The organism is Cytophagaceae bacterium (assembly GCA_016722655.1).
Lineage (GTDB): Bacteria > Bacteroidota > Bacteroidia > Cytophagales > Spirosomataceae > Leadbetterella.
Window position 1 is genome coordinate 127484 of sequence record JADKIR010000005.1, and the last position, 19175, is coordinate 146658.

A 19175-nucleotide genomic window follows, 5' to 3' on the forward strand; every position below is an offset into this window, starting at 1 on the left:
ATTTATTATTTTTTTGTAAATACCGGTGTACCGGCTTTTAAAGTCATGAGACCGGAAGTAATCAAAGAGTCACCTACATTAAGACCTTTCAAAACTTGAAGACTTGAGGCATTTCTCAAACCGGTTTCTATTTTAATTTCTTCAGCTTTTCCATTTCTTTTTACAAAAACTTTTTTACCATCAACAACAGGAATCACCGTTTCGGTAGGAATCATTACAGATTGAGTGGAACCCAAATTGATAAAAACTTTTATAAACATACCTGGCAAAAGGGTATTTGAACTATTGTTGGAAAGTGCTCTTACTTTTAAAGTTCGCATTGTCTCATCTATTTTTGGATCAACTGCAACAATAGAGGCTGTTCGCTCATCCAAAGATCCATCGGTTTGAAATTTAATAGTTTTCCCCAGTACTATAGAATTTAAATATTTTTCCGGGATTGTAAAATCCAATTTTATTGGGTTAAACTGAACTAAAGATGTAATGACGGTGGCGGGAGTAACATATGCTCCAAGCGAAATATTCTTTAAGCCAATTTTTCCGGCAAAAGGAGCCCTAATTTCAGTTTTTGCCAATTGCACTTTCAATAAATCTTTGTCAGCTTTCAACGTGAGGACTTTATTTTGAGAAATTTCAAATTCCTCTTTGCTGATCGCATTAATATCTAATAGTTTTCTTTGTCTGGCTTCAATTTGTGCCGCAAGTTTTTCTTCAAGTTCTATTTTTCTTAATTGAGCTACTATGTCATCATCCTTTATTTTTGCAATTAAAAAGCCTTTGGCAACCATTTTACCTTCTGGGATATTTAATTTTGTAATTATTCCTGAGATTTCACTTTTTAATTCTACTTCTTCATTGGCAACTGTAGTTCCAGATGAAAAAACCGTTTTATCGGAGTTGTCTAAACCTACGGTAATGGTTTTTACCATAATGGGTTTCATTTCACCAGGTTTTCCACCCATAATCATTTTTTTATCTCCGGGTTTCCCACTTTCTTTTTCAGAATCGGAGCTCCAAAAGAAGATTTTTCCTAAAATTAGAAGTAAAATGATGGCAGCAGCTATTATTAATGGACGCATAATGTTAAGTATGTAAAATTTTCTCCTAATTTAATACATATTAATTATTAAGAAATTTTATAATGGATAATTCTTAAATATCCATAGACCAAAATATTGATTTAAGAAACTTAGAAATTACATTTGAAACTAGTTTTTTCCTTTGAAAATTAATATCTATGAAAAATAGAGGCTCCGCTATTTGGTCTGCTTCAATTTTGATGGCAACATCAGCTATTGGCCCGGGTTTTTTGACCCAAACAACTGTTTTTACCAGAAATCTTTTATATGATTTTGGATTTATTGTATTTATCTCTGTGGTCATTGACGTGTTGGCCCAAACAAGTATTTGGAGAGCGATTGGTATTTCAGGGAGGAATATTCAAACTCTGGGAAATAGTTTAGTTTCCGGATTGGGTTCGGTAATATCCATTCTTGTTATAATTGGAGGCATGGTTTTCAATATTGGAAATATTGCAGGAACCGGTCTCGGTTTAGAAACAATTTTTGGTTTGAAACCTTTAATTGGTGCAATTCTTTCGGTAATAACTGTTTTAATTGTTTTTTTTATTGAAGATTCACAGAAAGTGCTGGATGTATTTGTCAAAATCCTGGCAATTGTCATGCTGTTTTTTATGATATTATTGGCATTTAAAGCTAATCTGGATTTTAAAATGGTGGTGGGTGGTACATTTTGGCCGGAAAAATTTGACATAAAATCAACTTTGACCCTTGTTGGTGGTACAGTTGGAGGTTATATTTCTTTTGCAGGAGCTCAAAAATTATTAGATGGCGGAATCACGGGTACAAAAAATCTTGGCAGGATTTCAAAAAGTGCTTCAGCGGGAATATTGACCACTGGAATTATGCGTTATCTGCTTTTTATTGGCACCCTGGGAGTGGTTTTAGGTGGGGGAGTCTTAAACCCGGAAAATCCAACTGCATCAGTTTTCTTTATTTCATTTGGAGAGTTTGGAAAAATATTTTTTGGAATAGTGCTTTGGTCGGCAGCCATCACTTCGGTTTTGGGTGCTACCTATACATCATTTTCATTTTTCAAAAATTTACACCCGAGATTTTATGAAAGTAAAAAGATTTTCATTTTTATATTTTTGGCTATCTCTACTTGCATATATTTAATAATAGGAAAACCAGTGAATTTACTCCTGTTTGCCGGCTATATCAATAGTTTTATTTTACCTTTAGGATTAATAATTTCTTTATTATCCTTTCAAAATAAAAAAATATTTAAAGATTATACTCCTTCAAATTGGCTGATTTTTCCTTCTTGGATTTTAGTATTTTTACTAATTGGTTTTAGTTTTTACAGTCTTAAAATCTGACTTTAGTAATCTATTTTAAGAAAATATTTATCAATTTTTATGTGAATTTTGAAGAAAGAATTATGTATTTTTCTAATTATATAATACTTTTGTGAAAAAAAGAAATTAAATGTTTGGATATCAATTTCCTACCTGGGTACCGATATTGTTTTTTGTTACATTGCTATCAGCAGCATTTTTAATGGGGACCTGGTTAAAAAGTAAAGACAGAAAATATTAAGAAATAATAGGCCGGAAGGTTTATTAAATTATCCCTTCAGTCAGGTGGTAAATCTGAGCTGATGGGATTTTTTTTTGGATTACTCTCGACATAATATGGCTTCTGAGGCCATTTGAACATAAGACCACAATATTTTCGAAAGTATTCAAATAATCTATCTTATCAGTTATTTCATGGGAGGGTATATTTAAACCGCCAATATTGAAATCATTGAATTCATCTTTTTCTCTGATATCAACGACAATAAATGAATCCTGATTTGTAGTTAAGTCATTCAACTCATGCTTTGAAATTTCTATAATTTCTTTCATTACCTTTTTATTTTAACTCAACAACCCTTCATCTCCAAAACTGTAATAGCCATTATCAGAAAAAATAATATGGTCAATAAGCGTAACCTCAAGTAAATCAGCCAGTTCTTTGAGTCTTCTTGTTAGTCGAATGTCAGCATCGCTGGGTTTTAGGTTTCCTGAAGGGTGATTATGGCTTATTATGAATCCATTGGCAAGGTTTTCAATAACATGTCTCAGTATAATTTTTGGATCAGCTACTGTCCCTGCTATTCCTCCGGTACTGATATGAATGGTTTTCAAAATCTCCAGGTTTCTTTTCAAAAGAATCATCCAAAATTGCTCATGATCGAGGTCGAGCATAAACTGTTTTAGATGATTATAAACCGAATTGGAGGTTTTTAATTTAATATTTTCAATTGTTTCTGTAGCTTGTCTCCTTCGGGCTAATTCCATTGCGGCCACTATGCTTACTGCCTTTGCTTCTCCTACACCCTTGAATTTTTTGAGTTCATTGACACTCATTTTTGAAAGTCTGTTGAGGTCATTTCCTACTTCAGCCAGGATTATTTTTGCCAGTTCAACCGCGGTATGTTCAGTACTGCCCATTCCAAGCAAAATTGCGATGAGTTCAGCATCAGAAAGGGCATGGCGACCTTTTAATATCAGTTTTTCCCTGGGTCTGTCTTCTTCTGCCCAGGTTTTTATAGTGGTTTTTGTGGCGTAGCTCATAATTAATTTGCTATTTTAAACAAATATAGGAATAATCAGGCACAAAAAAAGACCGGAATGCCGGCCTTCAATATCTTATGAACTTAATTAGAATTAAGCTGCCATTTGATTAACAAGTTTAGTCAATGATGACTTAAGGTTTGCTGCTTTATTCTTGTGAATCACGTTTTTTCTTGCCAATTTATCAAGCATAGAAGAAACAGTTTTTAACAAGGTTGTTGCTTCAGCTGCGTCCTTAGTGGTTCTCAGTTTTCTGATTGCCGTTCTGGTTGTTTTATGCTGATAACGATTTCTCAATCTTTTCGTTTCGTTTGACCTGATTCTCTTAATCGCTGACTTATGATTTGCCATCTTGTATTTATTTTTTTATCTGTATCTCAAAATTTTGGAGTGCAAATTTATGAAATATCTGAATAAAAATAAAATAAATTTTGAAAATATTGATAAAATTTAATTTTTACGGGCTCTTTGAGTAAATTTATGATTCCATTTTTGATTATTTCATATAAAATCTTCATTTCAAAAAATGAAAAAACTTTTTTTTGCCATATCAGTGGCTTTTATGTTTTTGGCATGTAAATCAACAAAAATTTCATCGAATTACATAAAAGAACCACAATCCATTTTTAACTACTTTGAGTTTAAAGGCGAAAAAAAGACTCAGGTTTCTGTCCACAGAGGAGGGGGCGAGCTAGCCGGTTACCCGGAAAATTGCCTGGAATCTTTTCAATATATTAACTCAAAAATGCCTTGCATTATCGAATGTGACGTGGAAATGACAAAAGATTCTGTTTTGGTCTTAATGCATGATAAAAGCCTTGACCGAACTTCAACCGGTACAGGTTTGGTAGTTTCACATAATTTTTCAGAAATACAGGAATATTATTTAAAGGATAATTTTGGTAATAAAACCAATTATAAAATTCCAACTTTAGATAAAACTTTGGATTGGGGCAGAAACAAAGTGATATTTACATTGGATGTAAAAAAAACAACGCCTTATCGCAAAGTTATTGAAATGGTTGAGGCTAAAAATGCTCAAAATTTCTCTGTAATAATTACTTACAATGCCAATGAAGCCCTTGAGGTTTTTAAATTAAATCCAAATGTTTTGATATCTGTCAGTTTGATGCAGGAAAGCGATTATCAAAGACTTAAAGATTTGGGAATTCCGGATAAAAATATGCTGGCTTTTATAGGTACCCGCGAGCCCAAAGCCGAATTTATAGATTTTTTACATAAAAAAGGCATTAAAACAATCTTGGGTGTGCTGGGTAATCTTGATAAAAAGGCGGCAGCTACCGGTGATGTCTTATATGATGAGTTAATAAAAAAAGGGGTGGATATTTTTGCCACTGACCGCCCTGAAGCAGTATTTTCAAGAATTAATATTATTAAATGACCCTAAATATTTGAATTTAAAATGTTAAAAATCAAATTAATAACAACATTTTGCTTGTTGATAAGTTATTTGTCTAAAGCACAAAATGACATAAAAAGTCGCATAAATCTGGCTTCTGAAGCCATTGAGGAGAAGGTTATTACCTGGAGAAGAGATTTTCATGAACATCCCGAACTTGGAAATCAGGAATTTAGAACTGCTGAAATTGTTGCCAAGCACCTTCGTTCGCTTGGTATGGAGGTCCAGGAAAAAGTTGCATTTACAGGTGTTGTAGGTATTCTAAAAGGTGGAAAACCAGGCCCAGTGATTGCTTTGAGGGCTGATATGGACGGATTACCCGTGACTGAGAGGGTGAATGTTCCTTTTAAATCAAATGTAAAGACAATCTATAATGATCAAAATACCGGGGTCATGCATGCTTGCGGGCACGACAGCCATGTAGCAATATTAATGGGTACAGCTGAAGTATTGGCAGGAATGAAAAACGAATTGTCGGGAACTGTGAAATTTATTTTCCAGCCTGCTGAAGAAGGAGTATCGGAAAAGAATATACCTTTTGGAGCTGATGGAATGATAAAAGCAGGTGTTCTTGAGAATCCAAAGGTAGATGTGGCATTTGGTTTACATATTAATTCCCAAACCCCAGCCGGTAAAATTGCCTACAAACCAGGTCCGTTGATGGCGGCAGTGGATGAGCTCAATATTACCATAAAAGGAAAGCAAACCCATGGGGCATACCCCTGGGAAGGTGTAGATCCAATTGTGACTTCTTCTCAGATTATCAGTGCTTTACAGACAGTTGTTTCCCGAAATGTGAAACTTACCGAAGCTCCTGCTGTAGTAACTGTTGGGGCAATTCATGGAGGAATAAGGCATAATATCATTCCTGAAGAAGTGAAAATGATTGGGACTATCAGGACTTTAAGTAGAGAACATAGGATATTGGTACACAAAAGAATCAACGCAATTGCCAAAGGAATAGCTGAATCAGCCGGATGCACAGCTGAAGTAAATATTGTTAATGGGTATCCGGTAACAGTAAATGATCCTGAACTTACCGGAATGATGGCTTCTACGCTGGAGTATTCTGCAGGCAAAGAAAATGTGAAAATTGTGCCCGCAGCAATGGGGGCAGAGGATTTTAGCTATTTTCAGGAAAAAATACCGGCTATGTTTTTCTTTTTAGGGGGCATGGATCCAAAGAAAAATCCTTCAGAAGTGGCACCGCATCATACTCCAGATTTCTATTTAGATGAATCAGGGTTTGATTTGGGGGTAAAAACTTTCTGTAATCTTGTATTTGATTATGGCGAAAAGTATAATTTGAAAAATAAACCCGTTTCTACTCAGAAAAAAATAAAAAATAAATGGCTGCTGAAATTGTAGAAATAATACCTGAAAATCCGGATGACAGAAAAATTGAATATGTTGTAAACTGTTTGAAGGCTGGAGGATTGATAATTTATCCTACTGATACGGTGTATTCGATGGGATGTGACTCGAGTAATGTAAAAGCTGTCGAAAGATTGTGTAAGTTGAAAAATATTAAACCTATCCAAAACAAGTTTTCTATTGTTTGTCATGACCTTAGTGATATTTCAAAATATGCGAAAGTACCCAATCTTGCTTTCAGAATGATGAAAAAGATACTCCCCGGGCCATTTACTGTAATTTTACCATCGACCGGCGATTTACCAAAAATACTCCAAACTAACCGGAAGACCATTGGAATTAGAGTTCCTGATCACAATATTCCAAGAAGAATTATTGAAGCTCTGGGACATCCCATAATTACTACTTCCGTAAAAGACGATATTGACGATATCATTGAATATCCCAACGAGATAGAAGAAATATTTGATCAAAATCAGCATAAAGTTGATATTATCATAGATGGCGGTTGGTGTGGGTTAATTCCTTCAACCGTACTTGATTGCACTTCAGAGACCGAAATAAACGTAGTCAGAGAGGGTTTAGGTGAATTTATTGAAGTTTAATATCATCCTAAATCCTTCATTGAAAGCCCTATTCTTTTCCTGATTTTATCTACTTCTTTTACCTTTACTTTTACTTTTTGATGCACTTTTACCACTTCATTGGGGTCTTTTATAAAGCGATTGGCCATTTCTGATAAATGAACCAATCCGTCCTGATGAACACCTATGTCCACAAAACACCCGAAGGCAGTGATATTAGTGACTATACCGGGTAAAACCATTCCAACTGATAAATCTTCAACCGAGTTTACATTGCCAAATTCAAATGCCTCCAGTTTTTCACGGGGATCGCGTCCTGGTTTGGCCAATTCCGACATTATATCATTTAAAGTGGGCAGACCAATTTCAGGGCCTGCAAAATCCTGAACTCTGATAGATTTTCTCAAGGATTCATTTTTAATCAATTCAAAAATATCTGTAGAAATACTTTTCGCCATTTTTTCTACTATTTTGTATCTTTCCGGATGTACAGCTGAATTATCCAAAGGATTTTCGGCTCCATGTATTCTTAAAAAGCCAGCTGCCTGCTCAAAAGCCTTTTCGCCAAGTCTGGGCACCTTTTTTAAATCATTTCTGCTTTTAAATTTTCCATTTTTTGCCCTGTATTCTACGATATTTTGTGCAATACCTTCTCCTATACCTGAAACATAACTTAGTAAATTCTTACTGGCGGTATTGAGTTCCACACCTACAAGGTTTACGCAAGATTCCACCACCGTATCGAGCGTATTTTTTAATAATTTTTGATCTACATCATGTTGATATTGCCCGACACCTATACTTTTTGGGTCAATTTTCACCAATTCGGCTAATGGATCCATCAATCTTCTTCCAATTGAAACTGCTCCACGCACTGTTATGTCTTTATTCGGAAATTCTTCTCTGGCGATATCAGATGCTGAATATATGGAAGCTCCCTGCTCCGAAACCATTATGACCATTACTTTACTGAATTCTGGTATTGAAGAGATGGTTTTTTTTACAAAATCTTCTGTTTCCCTGCTTGCGGTTCCATTGCCTATCGCTATGGCTTCAATTTTATATTTTTCCAACAAACTCCTTAATATGGCAGAAGATTCCTGCGATTTTATTTGAGGATATATCACAGTTTCGGTAACTAAATCTCCACTCGGATTCAAAACCACAGTTTTGCACCCGGTTCTGAAGCCCGGATCAATCGAAAGAACCGTTTTTTGACCCAGAGGAGCTGCGAGTAATAATTGCCGTAAATTAGTTGAAAAAATGGCCACGGCGGCTTCGTCGGCTTTCTCTTTTAGCTTGTTCTCAAACTCCTTTTCTATGCTGGGAATTATCAAACGCTTAATTGAATCTTCAATAGCAAGGGCAACTTGTTTTTTAGGCTCAGGAAATCCTTTCAAATAAATTCTTTCGAGGTGATCCACGGCAAAACTCTCTTCAATTTCTATTGAAGTTTTGAGAAAACCTTCTTCTTAGCCTCTTTTTATGGCCAAAAACCTATGCGATGGGATATTTTTTGCGAGTTCATCATATTCAAAATAATCCTTGTATTTCGCTCCATCGGTATCTTTCCCTTTTTTTACTTTAGAAATCAAGATTCCATGTTTTTCAAAAAGAGATCTTACTTTGTTTCTGGCGTTAATATCGTCTGAGATCCATTCAGCAATGATATCTCTGGCACCGGACAGAGCGGCCTCAATAGTATTTATTTTTTCAGATAAAAACATTTCGGCAATTGAATCAATATCACGTTCATTTTGAGTGAAAACACGTTTGGCTAATGGTTCCAGACCATTTTCGATGGCAATACTCGCTTTGGTTTTTCTTTTTTGTTTATAGGGTAAATACAAATCTTCCAATTCGGCAGAAAACAATGCATCTTCTATTTTCCTTCTAAGTTCATTGGTAAGTTTCCCTTGCTCCTCAATAGATTTTAAAATAGCTTCCCGACGTTTATCGGCTTCCTGAAACTTATCAAAATATTTTTTGATGTCCAAAATCTGAACTTCGTCAAGACTACCGGTTACTTCTTTCCGGTATCTGGCAATAAAAGGGACGGTTCCGCCTTCTTCAATTAATTTTATAGTATTTTTGACTTGAGATGGACTAATACTAATATTTTCCGAAATAAAACTTAACTGGCGGTCTGTCATTCCAACTGTTTTTTGTTATTTAATATCCTAATCACAAAAGTCCGAAGATTTTTTTTAATTGAACCAAAAATATACTGAATAAAAAGTAGAATTATCATGAAGATTTTTAAGATTTTATTGGCATCGTTGCTGATTATTTCATTAAACTCCTGCAATATCCTTGAAAGTCAGGATGTTTCTGCAATTTCAGGCTACACTATTAAATCAGGCCAGAGTTTTGGTTTCTGTATTGGAAAATGTTACTCTGAAATTACGATTAATGGTCAAAATGTTGAACTTTTGATAAAAGAAAGAGTAATTGGCGGAGGGGAAGATACTAAATATAAATATGCAGAATCACTTCCAACTGCCACAGTTAACGGTATTCAAAAATCATTGGAAATTGACAAATTCTTTGCATTAAATGAGGTTTATGGCTGTCCTGACTGTGCTGATGGTGGAGCAGAATGGATTGAAATTATTACAGATAAAGACAAATCACACAAAGTAACCTTTGAATCCGGAAAATCTATCCCTGAAATCAATGATTTGATTGTAACTTTGAGGCAGGAAAGACAAAGATTAGTTGATAAATTCGCCAAAAATTAATGGCTCAATACGATTTGATTGTAATAGGGGGAGGTGCTGCAGGTTTTTTTGCTGCAATAAACGCCACAATTCTGAAACCTTCCTTAAAAGTAGTTATTTTAGAAAAAAACAGGGAGTGTCTGCAAAAAGTTAAGGTATCAGGGGGAGGCCGTTGCAATGTAACCAATGCAATAGAAAATCCCGAAGAACTCATTCAATTCTATCCAAGAGGAAGTCAATTCTTGATGGAACCATTTTCAAGATTCGGTCCGAGGGAAATGAAGAATTGGCTGGATATTCATCAAGTAAAATTAAAAACTGAAAAAGACGGAAGAGTATTTCCTGTTTCAAACAATTCCCAAACCATTATTGACTGCTTTTTAAATTTGACAAAAGTTGGTAAAATAGAAATTAAAACAGGATACAGAGTTGAATATTTAAAAAATCTGGAAGGAATTTGGAAAGTGGGAGTCGGAGAAATTGATGAAATTTCGGGGAAAAATTTATTGGTTGCTACTGGAAGTGATGCCCGAATCTGGCAAATAATTAAAGAATTCGGACACAATGTGATTGCACCCATTCCTTCGCTTTTTACATTCAATTTTACTGAAAAAGAGATAAAAGAGCTCCAGGGTATTAGTTTTGAAGATTCAATTGTAACCATAAAAAACTCTTCATTTTCGCAGAGAGATCCACTTTTGATAACACATTGGGGCATGTCAGGTCCGGCAATTTTGAAATTATCATCAAAAGCTGCTGTATTTTTGGCAGAGAACAACTATTCTTTTAAAATTGAGATTAATTTTTGCCCGGCGATTTCAAAAAATCAACTTTTAGAAACTCTCAGAAATCAACTGGAAATTAATCCCAAAAAGCAAATTCAAAACACCCCTTTGTTCCAAATTCAAGCCAGATTCTGGAAGTATATTTGTGAGAAATCAGGCATAAATGAGTTTCAGAAATGGGCCGAATCCGGTAAAAAACAGTGGTCAAATCTGGGAGAAAACCTTCAGCGGGCTATTTACGAGGTAAATGGTAAAAGTACATTTAAAGAAGAATTTGTAACCGCAGGAGGAGTGGATTTAAAAGAAATTGATCCAGAGAATTTTGCATCAAAAATTATCCCTAATCTGTATTTTGCCGGTGAAGTATTAAATATAGATGCCATGACAGGAGGTTTTAATTTTCAGGCCGCCTGGACCGCAGGCTGGCACGTTGGCAGAAGTATTGCTTCGGTTTAATACTTGTTATTTTTTTGAGAATTAAAAAATCATACAACGGTATTGAAAAATTCTTTTTAAAAGAAATAATAATCTTTCTAACCCTGTTTTCAAAATCATAAATCGGATTTAAGTTAAATAGCTATTAATAATTTGTATTTAAATAAAATTACCTGAAATAAAATCAAAAAGCATTAGTAAATTTCTCAAAAGAATCAAATAAAAATATTAAATTTGGTTTCCAAAGATAAACCATCAAAAACTAAGCGTAGGATTGTGACACATTTAATTGAGCGATTTACTGAGCATTTAAAAAAAGGCAAATACAATACTGCAACTATCGCAGCGTACAGGAATGCCATTTTTGTTTTTTATAATCATTTTCGCGATTATCCTCAAAGCAAAATTACTGATGAACTTATTTCCAGCTATTTATTGGAAATGTCTCAAACCAAAAATTCAAGATATGACGCTGTTCAAACCGGAAAAGCCATTAAATTATTTTATGAAGTAATTTTTAATAAAACGTTAAATTTAAAATCTACTGGTAAAATAAAAGAAGAACAGGTTATTGATGTTTTGTCAAAAAATGAGTTAGTAAGCTTATTTGGGTCAATCAAAAACATGAAACACCGATTATTGCTGATGTTGGTTTACAATAATGGTCTAAAAATAAACGAAGTCATTAATCTGGAAGTTTCTGATTTGAATCTTGAAGAACATACCATTACAATTAGAAATAAAACCCCAAAGAAAAATAGAGTTCTAAGGTTGCCATCGAAGCTTAATGGTTTCATTAAAAGTTATTTAGAGAAATATTCTCCAACTACAATATTATTTACCGGAGCTGGTGGTGACAGTTATTATTCAGCAAGAAATATTCAGATATTTTTCCAGAAAGCCCTTAATGATGCCGGTATAAACAAATCTGCCACAGTTAATACTCTACGGCATAGTTTTGCTGTTCATTCCTTAGAATTGGGCATGGATATTCATATTTTGCAAAAAATATTAGGCCATTCCAACATTCAAACCACTACTGTTTATCAGCAATTTATCAAAGTTAATACCTATAATATCCATACGCCGCTCGAAATCATGGATTTGCCTGTCTAAAACTTAATGCTTTTCTTTTTTAAGGTTTTCAAGGTCAATTTTTTGGTGTTTCAGAGCATTGGTTTCCAATTCAACAAATTCCTTTCTTTTTTTGGCAATATCTACTGCTAAATAAATTGCACTGAGCATGGAGTTTGCATCAGCCTGATTTTTCCCAGCAATATCAAAAGCGGTACCATGGTCCGGTGAAGTACGAATTCCCATAAGCCCTGCTGTAAAATTCACTCCTGACTCAAATGCCATCATTTTGAATGGTGTGAGGCCCTGATCGTGATACATGGCGAGTATTCCATCAAATTTTTTGTAACTACCATTGGCAAAAAAGCCATCGGTTGGAAACGGCCCAATTACAATATTTCCGTTTTGGGTAAAATCTTTGATTACAGGAATGATTACGTTATTTTCCTCTTCACCCAATAACCCGTTTTCACCTGCATGAGGGTTTAGACCTAAAACAGCAATTTTTGGCTTCTGAATTCCAAAATCTATTTTTAGAGAATCAATAAATATCCTTAGTTTCTCAGAAATCAACTCTTTGGTAAGTTTATTTTTTATATCCGAAAGAGGAACATGGCCAGTTACTACTCCAATTCTGAGATCATCGCTTACCATTAACATCAAAACCTGATTTTTTTCAAATTTCTTCGCCAGGTATTCGGTATGTCCGGGAAATTTAAAATTTTCACTTTGAATATTTTCTTTAGAAATTGGGGCTGTCACCAATCCATCAATTTCTCCTTTTTTAAGGTCATTAGTAGCTCTTTCTAATGAATCAAAGGCTAATTTCCCTGCTTTCGGATCTTTTTTTCCAAATTCTATTTCAAAATAATCACCTTTAAGGCAATTTATCAGACTTGAATTTTTTGACTGAGCTTGTTTTGCTTCATTAATTCCAACGTATTGCCAGTGATGCATATCAATCACCTGCTTATATCTGCTCAGGTGTTTGCCGGAACCATAAATTATTGGCGTGCAAATTTTATTTATTCTATTAGTTGAAATAGCTTTTAGTAAAACTTCCGGCCCAATACCATTTACATCACCTATAGTTATTCCGATTTTCGGAAGGAATTCATTCTCCATAAAACAATAAAACAATTTTTCTCAAAATTAATAATTATTACTCAGCTTTTGTCCATTTTTCAATTGGGATTATTCTTAAATCTCGTTTTGATTCTTTTTTAATTTTAATTATGTAAGTATAATATCTGAAAATTTTAATTTCCAAAAATGTTATTTTTTATATAAACAAAAGCTTTATATAACTTCATTCCTTAAAAACGAAAAAGGTTGGGTTTACAAAACCCAACCTTTGTTACTATTAAACCTTATAAAAAAACAAAATTCGAAATTTATTAAGCAATATATTTATCTGATAATCAAATAATTGATTATAATAGGGTAGTAGGGCAAATGTAATCTGTCAGTTCTAATTTGCCTGTTTCTTTTATTGCTTTGAAGCCTCCAGCTATTTCAATGAGGTTATTGTAACCTTTGGATTTTAAAATAGAAGATATCACCATTGATCTGTAACCACTTGCACAATGGATATAATAGGTTTTTTCCGGATCAAGTTCTGCCAAATTTTGATGTACAAAATCTAATGGAAAATTACTTACACCAACTACATGTTCTGAGTCGTATTCACTCTTTTTCCTTGAATCTAAAACGTTTATTTCAGGATTTTTATGGAATGTTTCAGCAAATTCAGAAGCTGAAATGGAGGTAATTGTTTCAACTTCATTTCCATCGGCCTGCCATGCCGCAATCCCTCCGATGAGGTAGCCCAGTGTATTGTCATAACCCACCCTTGATAGTCTGGTGATTGCTTCTTTTATCTTTGACTCTTCGCCAACCAAAAGTATAGGTTGTTCCAAATCTGTAATCAAAGTACCTGCCCAACTGGCAAATGAGCCTTCCAGGCCAATATTCCAGCTGTTAGGTATAAATCCTTTACAAAATTCCTGAGCAGCTCTTAAATCCAGCACCAAAGCATTTGTTTCTTCGGCAGCAGTTTTAAATTCCAGCGGATTAAGACCTTTCAGTCCTTTTTCATACACATCATCAATTTTTCCATACCCCATTTTATTTAACACAGCATTTTTAGGAAAATATTGAGGCGGGGCAACTAGACCGGTTAATACTTTATCTATGAATTCATCTCTGGTTTTGGCTTGAAGAGCATAATTGGTCTTTTTCTGATTTCCAAGACTATCTGTAGTCTCTTTACTCATGTTTTTACCACATGCTGAGCCGGCACCGTGCCCCGGAAAAACTATTACATCGTCATCAAGAGTAAGAATTTTATTGTGAAGACTGTCATATAAGTACCCTGCCAACACTTCCTGAGTTACATTTCCTTTTATTGCCAGATCTGGGCGACCAACATCACCAATAAAAAGGGTATCGCCGGTAATAATACCATAGTCTTTGTCTTTTTCATCTTTTACAAGAAAACAACAAGATTCCATTGTATGTCCCGGGGTATGAAGGACTTTTATTTTGATGTCGCCTAATTGCAATTCTTCCTCATCTTTGGCTACTAACGCCGCATAACCCGGTTGAGCAGTGGGGCCAAAAACAATCGTAGCTCCGGTTTTTGCTGCTAGTTCTAAATGACCAGATACAAAGTCGGCATGAAAATGGGTTTCAAGAATATATTTGATTTTTGCTCCTTCAGAGGCTGCTTTTTGTATGTAGGGATCCGGTTCTCTTAATGGATCAACTATAGCAACTTCTCCGTTTGATTCAATGTAATAAGCGGCTTCGGCCAAACAGCCGGTGTACATTTGCTCGACTTTCATAATAATTCTGTTTAGATTATTGTTCTTATTATTACACCAATTGTAATTTTTTGGTTTTGTAAGTAATAATTTCGAAGCAAATCTCGTAAACGGAATTCTTTCAAAAAGTGATTTTTGTCACGTTTGGATTATTTCTATAAATTATATTGAAAAACAAATAAAATTATAATAATTCAATTTTGTTTCTCGAAAGTTTTAATTGACCTATTTTTTCCAATTGTTTTAATAGTCTGGAAACTACTTCCCTGGAGGTCGCCAGTTCGTTTGCCAATTCTTCATGTGTGGTGTAGAGTATTCTGGTACCGCCCGTAATTTTGATTTTTTTTCTAATCAAAGATATAAGTCTCTGATCTAGTTTGTTAAAAGCTATACAATCAATGGTCTCCATCAAGCTGTCAAACCTTTTCTGGTAAGTATTAAATACAAATTGTTTCCAACTATTGTATTTGCAAATCCATTCGTCAACTTTCTCAACTGGTATTGCAACAAATCTTGTTTTTTCCTCGGCAACAGCGGCAATATCTGAGATTTTGGATTGTAAACAGCAAGTTAATGACATAGCACAGCTGTCCATTCCGGAAAGATAATAAAGCAGCATTTCTTTCCCATCCTTATCTTCTCTCATTATTTTTACTGTGCCTTCGATTATTATGGGAACAAACCTGATATAGCTTCCTGGTCGCATAAGATAGCTACCTGCTTCAAGTTCCATAAAATTTCCAATCTGGCTTAATTCCTGGATTAATTCGGTTTCAAAAAGCCCTTTAAATTGCTTTTCGTAGAATTCCGGATCTTTCTGCATATTGATTGTTGATTTCTATTTTTAACAAAAATAAAACAAAAAAGCACTTTTCTCAAAAGAAAAGTGCTCTCTTATTCAATAACTCAAAATATCAGGCATTTTGTTGATTCATAACTTCGGTTTGCTTTCTAATTGACTCCATGTGAATCAATTTGAATAATTCCTCCACAACTTCAGGATACAAATTGAGACTTTTAGCCCATTCTGCACGGGTTTCATGCACTGCTTTCCATCTGTCAAGTTGAAGAACAGCCACATTATGATCTCTTTTGTATTCACCTAATTGCTCTACTACTGACATCCTGCTTGCCAAAACCTCCAATAGCTCGCGATCCAGATTATCTAATCTTTGTCTCAATCTTTCTAGTTCACTTTGAAAATCACTCTCGTAAGTCGCTTTTCTGAATTCAATATTTGAAAGCATTTCAGCAAGAGCATTCGGAGTCAATTGTTGAGAAGCATCAGACCAGGCCTCGTCAGGATTGCGATGAGATTCAATTATCAGACCGTCATAGTTTAAATCCATTGCTCTTTGGGTCAGTTCTGCCAAATAAGCTCTTTTTCCGGCCATATGACTAGGATCACCTATCAACGGAATTTGAGGAAATAATGTCTTCAATTCAACGGCAATTTGCCACATTGGAGAATTGCGATATTTGGTTTCCTGAGCATTGGAGAATCCTCTGTGAATAGCTCCCATTTTATTAATACCAGCACCCGCAATTCTTTCAAAAGCACCAACCCATAAAGCTAAATCAGGGTTTACAGGGTTTTTGATTAAAACCGGAATATCTACACCTTTCAGTGAATCGGCAAGGTCCTGTACATTAAATGGGTTAACTGTAGTGCGGGCACCAATCCAAAGTACATCAACGCCATATTTAAGGGCGAGTTCAACGTGCTGAGGCGTGGCAACTTCAACAGCAGTTTTCAGACCGGTTTCAGCTTTAGCTTTTTGCAACCATGGCAATGCTTCTTCGCCTTTTCCTTCAAAACTACCCGGTCTGGTACGCGGTTTCCAAACTCCGGCTCTCAAAATATGGGCAAAACCATTATTTTTTATACTAATAGCAGTTTCCATTACTTGTTCCTCAGATTCAGCACTACAAGGACCGGCAATGATTAATGGTTTTCCTTCGGTTTCTACCCATGTATTTAAGGGTAAAACATCAATATTCGCTTTCATTTTTTAATTAGTATTGGGTACTTCTACCAATTGATTTATCCTAAATTTATATTTTTTTTCCAATCATTAGTATCTTTGTATATTCATTAACAAATCTAAAATCATAGTGAAAAATCTGATTTCTCAAATAGACTTTACAGACACAAAAGTTGCGTTTGAAAGCCAAAACTCTTCGATTTTGTGGAAGAATTACAATATTTACCGACTAATGAACCAAAATTGGCTCGTAAATATAGGCACTTTTTTTATAAAAGTTAGTCTCAAGATTGGCTTGCCCATAAAAAAAATAATAAAGGACACAGTTTTTGGGTTATTTTGTGGAGGAGAAACTATTGATGAGTGCGAGAGGACTATTCATAAATTGCATAATTTTCAAATTGGAACAATACTCGATTATTCGGTTGAAGGGGAAGATGATGAATTGAGTTTTGATCAAACTAAAGATGAGATATTACAATCAATAATTTATGCCAAAGATCACAAGGATAAGATTCCCTATTCTGTTTTTAAAATAACAGGAATTGGTTCCAGAGATCTACTGACCAAAATACAGGAAAATAAAAATCCCTTGGATACTGAAGAAAAGAGGAAATATGAGGCATTTAAAAACAGATTGAATACTTTGGCAGAAGCAGCCAAAAATCATCAAATGAGACTATTTATTGATGCTGAGGAAACCTGGATACAAAATGTTATTGATGATTTGGTACTGGATTTAATGAGAAAATATAACAAGGGAAATCAACCTATAATTTTTAATACCTATCAATTATACAGAACCCAGGCATACAATATTTTAAAAAGTCATTTTGAAACCGGGAAAAGTGAAGGTTTTAAAGTTGGTGCTAAACTAGTTAGAGGTGCTTATATGGAAAAAGAAAGAGAACGGGCACAAAAACTTGATTATGAAGACCCAATCAATGCAAATAAGGAAATAACTGACCGTCAATTTAACAATGCCACCATATTGTGTATTGAAAATGCCGAGTGGATTAGTGTGTGCTTAGGTACCCATAATGAAGAGAGCTGTAAAGTGGGGGTGGAGCATATTGAAAAAAAAGGTTTGGATGTTGGGGATCAACGTGTTTATTTTGCCCAACTTTTGGGAATGAGCGATAATATAACTTTTAATTTGGCTAAAGCTGGTTTTAACACGGCAAAATATGTCCCATTTGGTCCCGTAGAATCTGTAATGCCTTATTTATTGCGTAGAGCTGAGGAAAATACATCAATTGCCGGACAAACAAGCAGAGAGTTCAGAATGTTTAAAATTGAAATTGACAGAAGAAAGAAAGAGAATGTATGAATAATTCCTTAAAGTATTTTTTGTTTGCTATTACCCTGATAATTGTGGATCAGGTTTTGAAATTATGGATGCATTTTGTGGTTTTACCCCAACATTTTGGAAATATTGATTTAATACCAGGAATTTTTAAGCTGCATTATGTTACCAATAAAGGAATGGCTTTTGGGATGGAGCTGGGTGGAGAATATGGTAAGCTCGCTTTGACATTGTTCAGGTTGGTTGCAATGTTTGGTATTGGATGGTATCTTAATTTTCAAGCCACAAAGACCCCAAATAATGGTCTCTTATGGGCAATTGCAGCAATACTTGCAGGGGCAATGGGAAATGTTTTAGATAGTACGTTTTATGGTGTTTTAATAAATGGAAATGCACCAACAGAAGCACCCTATCCCTGGTTTCATGGACAGGTGATTGATATGTTTTATTTTTATTTTCTCGATGGTTTCTGGCCAGAGTGGGTGCCTATAGTGGGAGGGACCTACCATTCTACACCGATATTTAATTTTGCTGATGCTTGTATATTTTTAGGTGTAGTTTCAATTCTCTTTTTTCAAAAAAGGTTTTTGGAAATGAAACCTATGGATAATGATTTTGTAATGCATATGACTGAAAATGAGTCTATATTAGAAACTGGTGAACACAAAAGCTCACAAAATCAGGATAATAGTGAAGGGAATTCCTGAAAATGAGAGGTTTTTATTTTAAACGATTGAATGAAAAAATTATGAGTACTGAAAATAAATTAAGATTTTATAAAGTAGGAGTTGCCGCAGGAATTTTTATGGCATTGTTTTTCTCTTATCAAATTCCGCAAGGTAAGTACCAAACTATGTTTAAAGAGGTGTTTTTAGGCATTTCTGTATTGCTTATGTTGGTGATAATGAATCATAAAGTTGAATCATCAAGAAAGTGGCTCAATATAGGTGTTATTGCCGCAATAGTGATTACTATGGTTTTATATTTATTTGAAGTATAAAAAAAGCTGTTCTTTCAAACAGCT

General features: G+C 34.6%; 18 protein-coding genes and 1 pseudogene. 10 read left to right on the forward strand and 9 right to left on the reverse strand.

From position 1 onward, the window contains the following. Positions 1–5: 5 nt before the first annotated feature. Positions 6–1079, reverse strand: coding sequence for an efflux RND transporter periplasmic adaptor subunit (locus IPP61_16315; protein ID MBL0326715.1), 1074 nt, complete (start codon positions 1077–1079; stop codon positions 6–8). Between the two features lie 158 nt (positions 1080–1237). On the opposite strand from IPP61_16315, the gene IPP61_16320 reads away from it, so the two are divergent. Next, on the forward strand, positions 1238–2401 hold the full coding sequence (locus tag IPP61_16320) for a divalent metal cation transporter (protein MBL0326716.1): 1164 nt from the start codon (positions 1238–1240) through the stop codon (positions 2399–2401). 243 nt (positions 2402–2644) lie between these two features. On the opposite strand, the gene IPP61_16325 is transcribed toward IPP61_16320, so the two are convergent. From IPP61_16325 to IPP61_16335, 3 genes are all read right to left on the reverse strand, one after another. Next, the gene (locus IPP61_16325) at positions 2645–2932 is read right to left on the reverse strand and encodes a rhodanese-like domain-containing protein (GenBank protein ID MBL0326717.1); all 288 of its coding nucleotides are present in this window, start codon (positions 2930–2932) and stop codon (positions 2645–2647) included. A gap of 12 nt (positions 2933–2944) precedes the next feature. Then, positions 2945–3643, reverse strand: a complete 699-nt coding sequence (gene radC / locus IPP61_16330) for a DNA repair protein RadC (protein ID MBL0326718.1) — start codon at positions 3641–3643, stop codon at positions 2945–2947. A gap of 93 nt (positions 3644–3736) precedes the next feature. Then, positions 3737–3994, reverse strand: a complete 258-nt coding sequence (locus IPP61_16335; GenBank protein MBL0326719.1) for a 30S ribosomal protein S20 — start codon at positions 3992–3994, stop codon at positions 3737–3739. 175 nt (positions 3995–4169) lie between these two features. Between IPP61_16335 and IPP61_16340 the strand changes: the two genes are divergently transcribed. The 3 genes from IPP61_16340 to IPP61_16350 are packed head-to-tail and all read left to right on the forward strand — an operon-like array spanning position 4170 to position 7042. Beyond that, a complete protein-coding gene (locus tag IPP61_16340; protein MBL0326720.1) occupies positions 4170–5045 on the forward strand; it encodes a glycerophosphodiester phosphodiesterase family protein in 876 nt (291 codons plus the stop codon). Positions 5046–5066: 21 nt separating this feature from the next. After that, positions 5067–6431 (forward strand): amidohydrolase, encoded by a 1365-nt coding sequence (locus IPP61_16345; protein MBL0326721.1) that lies wholly within the window; start codon positions 5067–5069, stop codon positions 6429–6431. Next, positions 6413–7042 carry a threonylcarbamoyl-AMP synthase gene (locus tag IPP61_16350; GenBank protein ID MBL0326722.1) on the forward strand — a complete coding sequence of 210 codons (630 nt, stop codon included), beginning with the start codon at positions 6413–6415 and terminating at the stop codon, positions 7040–7042. The genes IPP61_16345 and IPP61_16350 overlap by 19 nt, the downstream gene beginning before the upstream one ends. A 2-nt stretch (positions 7043–7044) precedes the next feature. Here IPP61_16350 and IPP61_16355 read toward each other — a convergent pair. Next, a pseudogene (locus IPP61_16355) lies at positions 7045–9174 on the reverse strand (RNA-binding transcriptional accessory protein). 96 nt (positions 9175–9270) lie between these two features. On the opposite strand from IPP61_16355, the gene IPP61_16360 reads away from it, so the two are divergent. The 3 genes from IPP61_16360 to IPP61_16370 all read left to right on the forward strand — a co-directional run bounded on the left by IPP61_16360 (position 9271) and on the right by IPP61_16370 (position 12077). Then, a complete protein-coding gene (locus IPP61_16360) occupies positions 9271–9762 on the forward strand; it encodes a hypothetical protein (protein ID MBL0326723.1) in 492 nt (163 codons plus the stop codon). Beyond that, positions 9762–10982 (forward strand): NAD(P)/FAD-dependent oxidoreductase, encoded by a 1221-nt coding sequence (locus IPP61_16365; protein MBL0326724.1) that lies wholly within the window; start codon positions 9762–9764, stop codon positions 10980–10982. Before IPP61_16360 ends, IPP61_16365 begins: the two co-directional genes overlap by 1 nt. 255 nt (positions 10983–11237) lie before the next feature. Then, positions 11238–12077 (forward strand): tyrosine-type recombinase/integrase, encoded by an 840-nt coding sequence (locus tag IPP61_16370; protein MBL0326725.1) that lies wholly within the window; start codon positions 11238–11240, stop codon positions 12075–12077. A 3-nt stretch (positions 12078–12080) separates the two neighbouring features. Here the strand turns inward: IPP61_16370 and pdxA are convergent, their stop codons facing one another. The 4 genes from pdxA to IPP61_16390 all read right to left on the reverse strand — a co-directional run bounded on the left by pdxA (position 12081) and on the right by IPP61_16390 (position 16869). Beyond that, positions 12081–13160, reverse strand: coding sequence for a 4-hydroxythreonine-4-phosphate dehydrogenase PdxA (gene pdxA / locus IPP61_16375; GenBank protein ID MBL0326726.1), 1080 nt, complete (start codon positions 13158–13160; stop codon positions 12081–12083). A gap of 308 nt (positions 13161–13468) precedes the next feature. Then, positions 13469–14881, reverse strand: a complete 1413-nt coding sequence (locus IPP61_16380) for an MBL fold metallo-hydrolase (protein MBL0326727.1) — start codon at positions 14879–14881, stop codon at positions 13469–13471. 163 nt (positions 14882–15044) lie between these two features. Continuing rightward, positions 15045–15683, reverse strand: a complete 639-nt coding sequence (locus tag IPP61_16385; protein MBL0326728.1) for a Crp/Fnr family transcriptional regulator — start codon at positions 15681–15683, stop codon at positions 15045–15047. 91 nt (positions 15684–15774) lie between these two features. Then, a complete protein-coding gene (locus IPP61_16390) occupies positions 15775–16869 on the reverse strand; it encodes a bifunctional 3-deoxy-7-phosphoheptulonate synthase/chorismate mutase type II (protein MBL0326729.1) in 1095 nt (364 codons plus the stop codon). Between the two features lie 208 nt (positions 16870–17077). Between IPP61_16390 and IPP61_16395 the strand changes: the two genes are divergently transcribed. Genes IPP61_16395 through IPP61_16405 form a run of 3 tightly spaced genes read left to right on the forward strand, consistent with a single transcriptional unit; the run spans position 17078 to position 19151 of the window. Continuing rightward, positions 17078–18175 carry a proline dehydrogenase family protein gene (locus IPP61_16395; GenBank protein MBL0326730.1) on the forward strand — a complete coding sequence of 366 codons (1098 nt, stop codon included), beginning with the start codon at positions 17078–17080 and terminating at the stop codon, positions 18173–18175. Continuing rightward, positions 18172–18858: a lipoprotein signal peptidase gene (locus tag IPP61_16400; protein ID MBL0326731.1), complete on the forward strand. Its 687-nt coding sequence runs from the start codon at positions 18172–18174 to the stop codon at positions 18856–18858. Before IPP61_16395 ends, IPP61_16400 begins: the two co-directional genes overlap by 4 nt. A 2-nt stretch (positions 18859–18860) precedes the next feature. Beyond that, positions 18861–19151, forward strand: coding sequence for a hypothetical protein (locus tag IPP61_16405; GenBank protein ID MBL0326732.1), 291 nt, complete (start codon positions 18861–18863; stop codon positions 19149–19151). Positions 19152–19175: the final 24 nt, after the last annotated feature.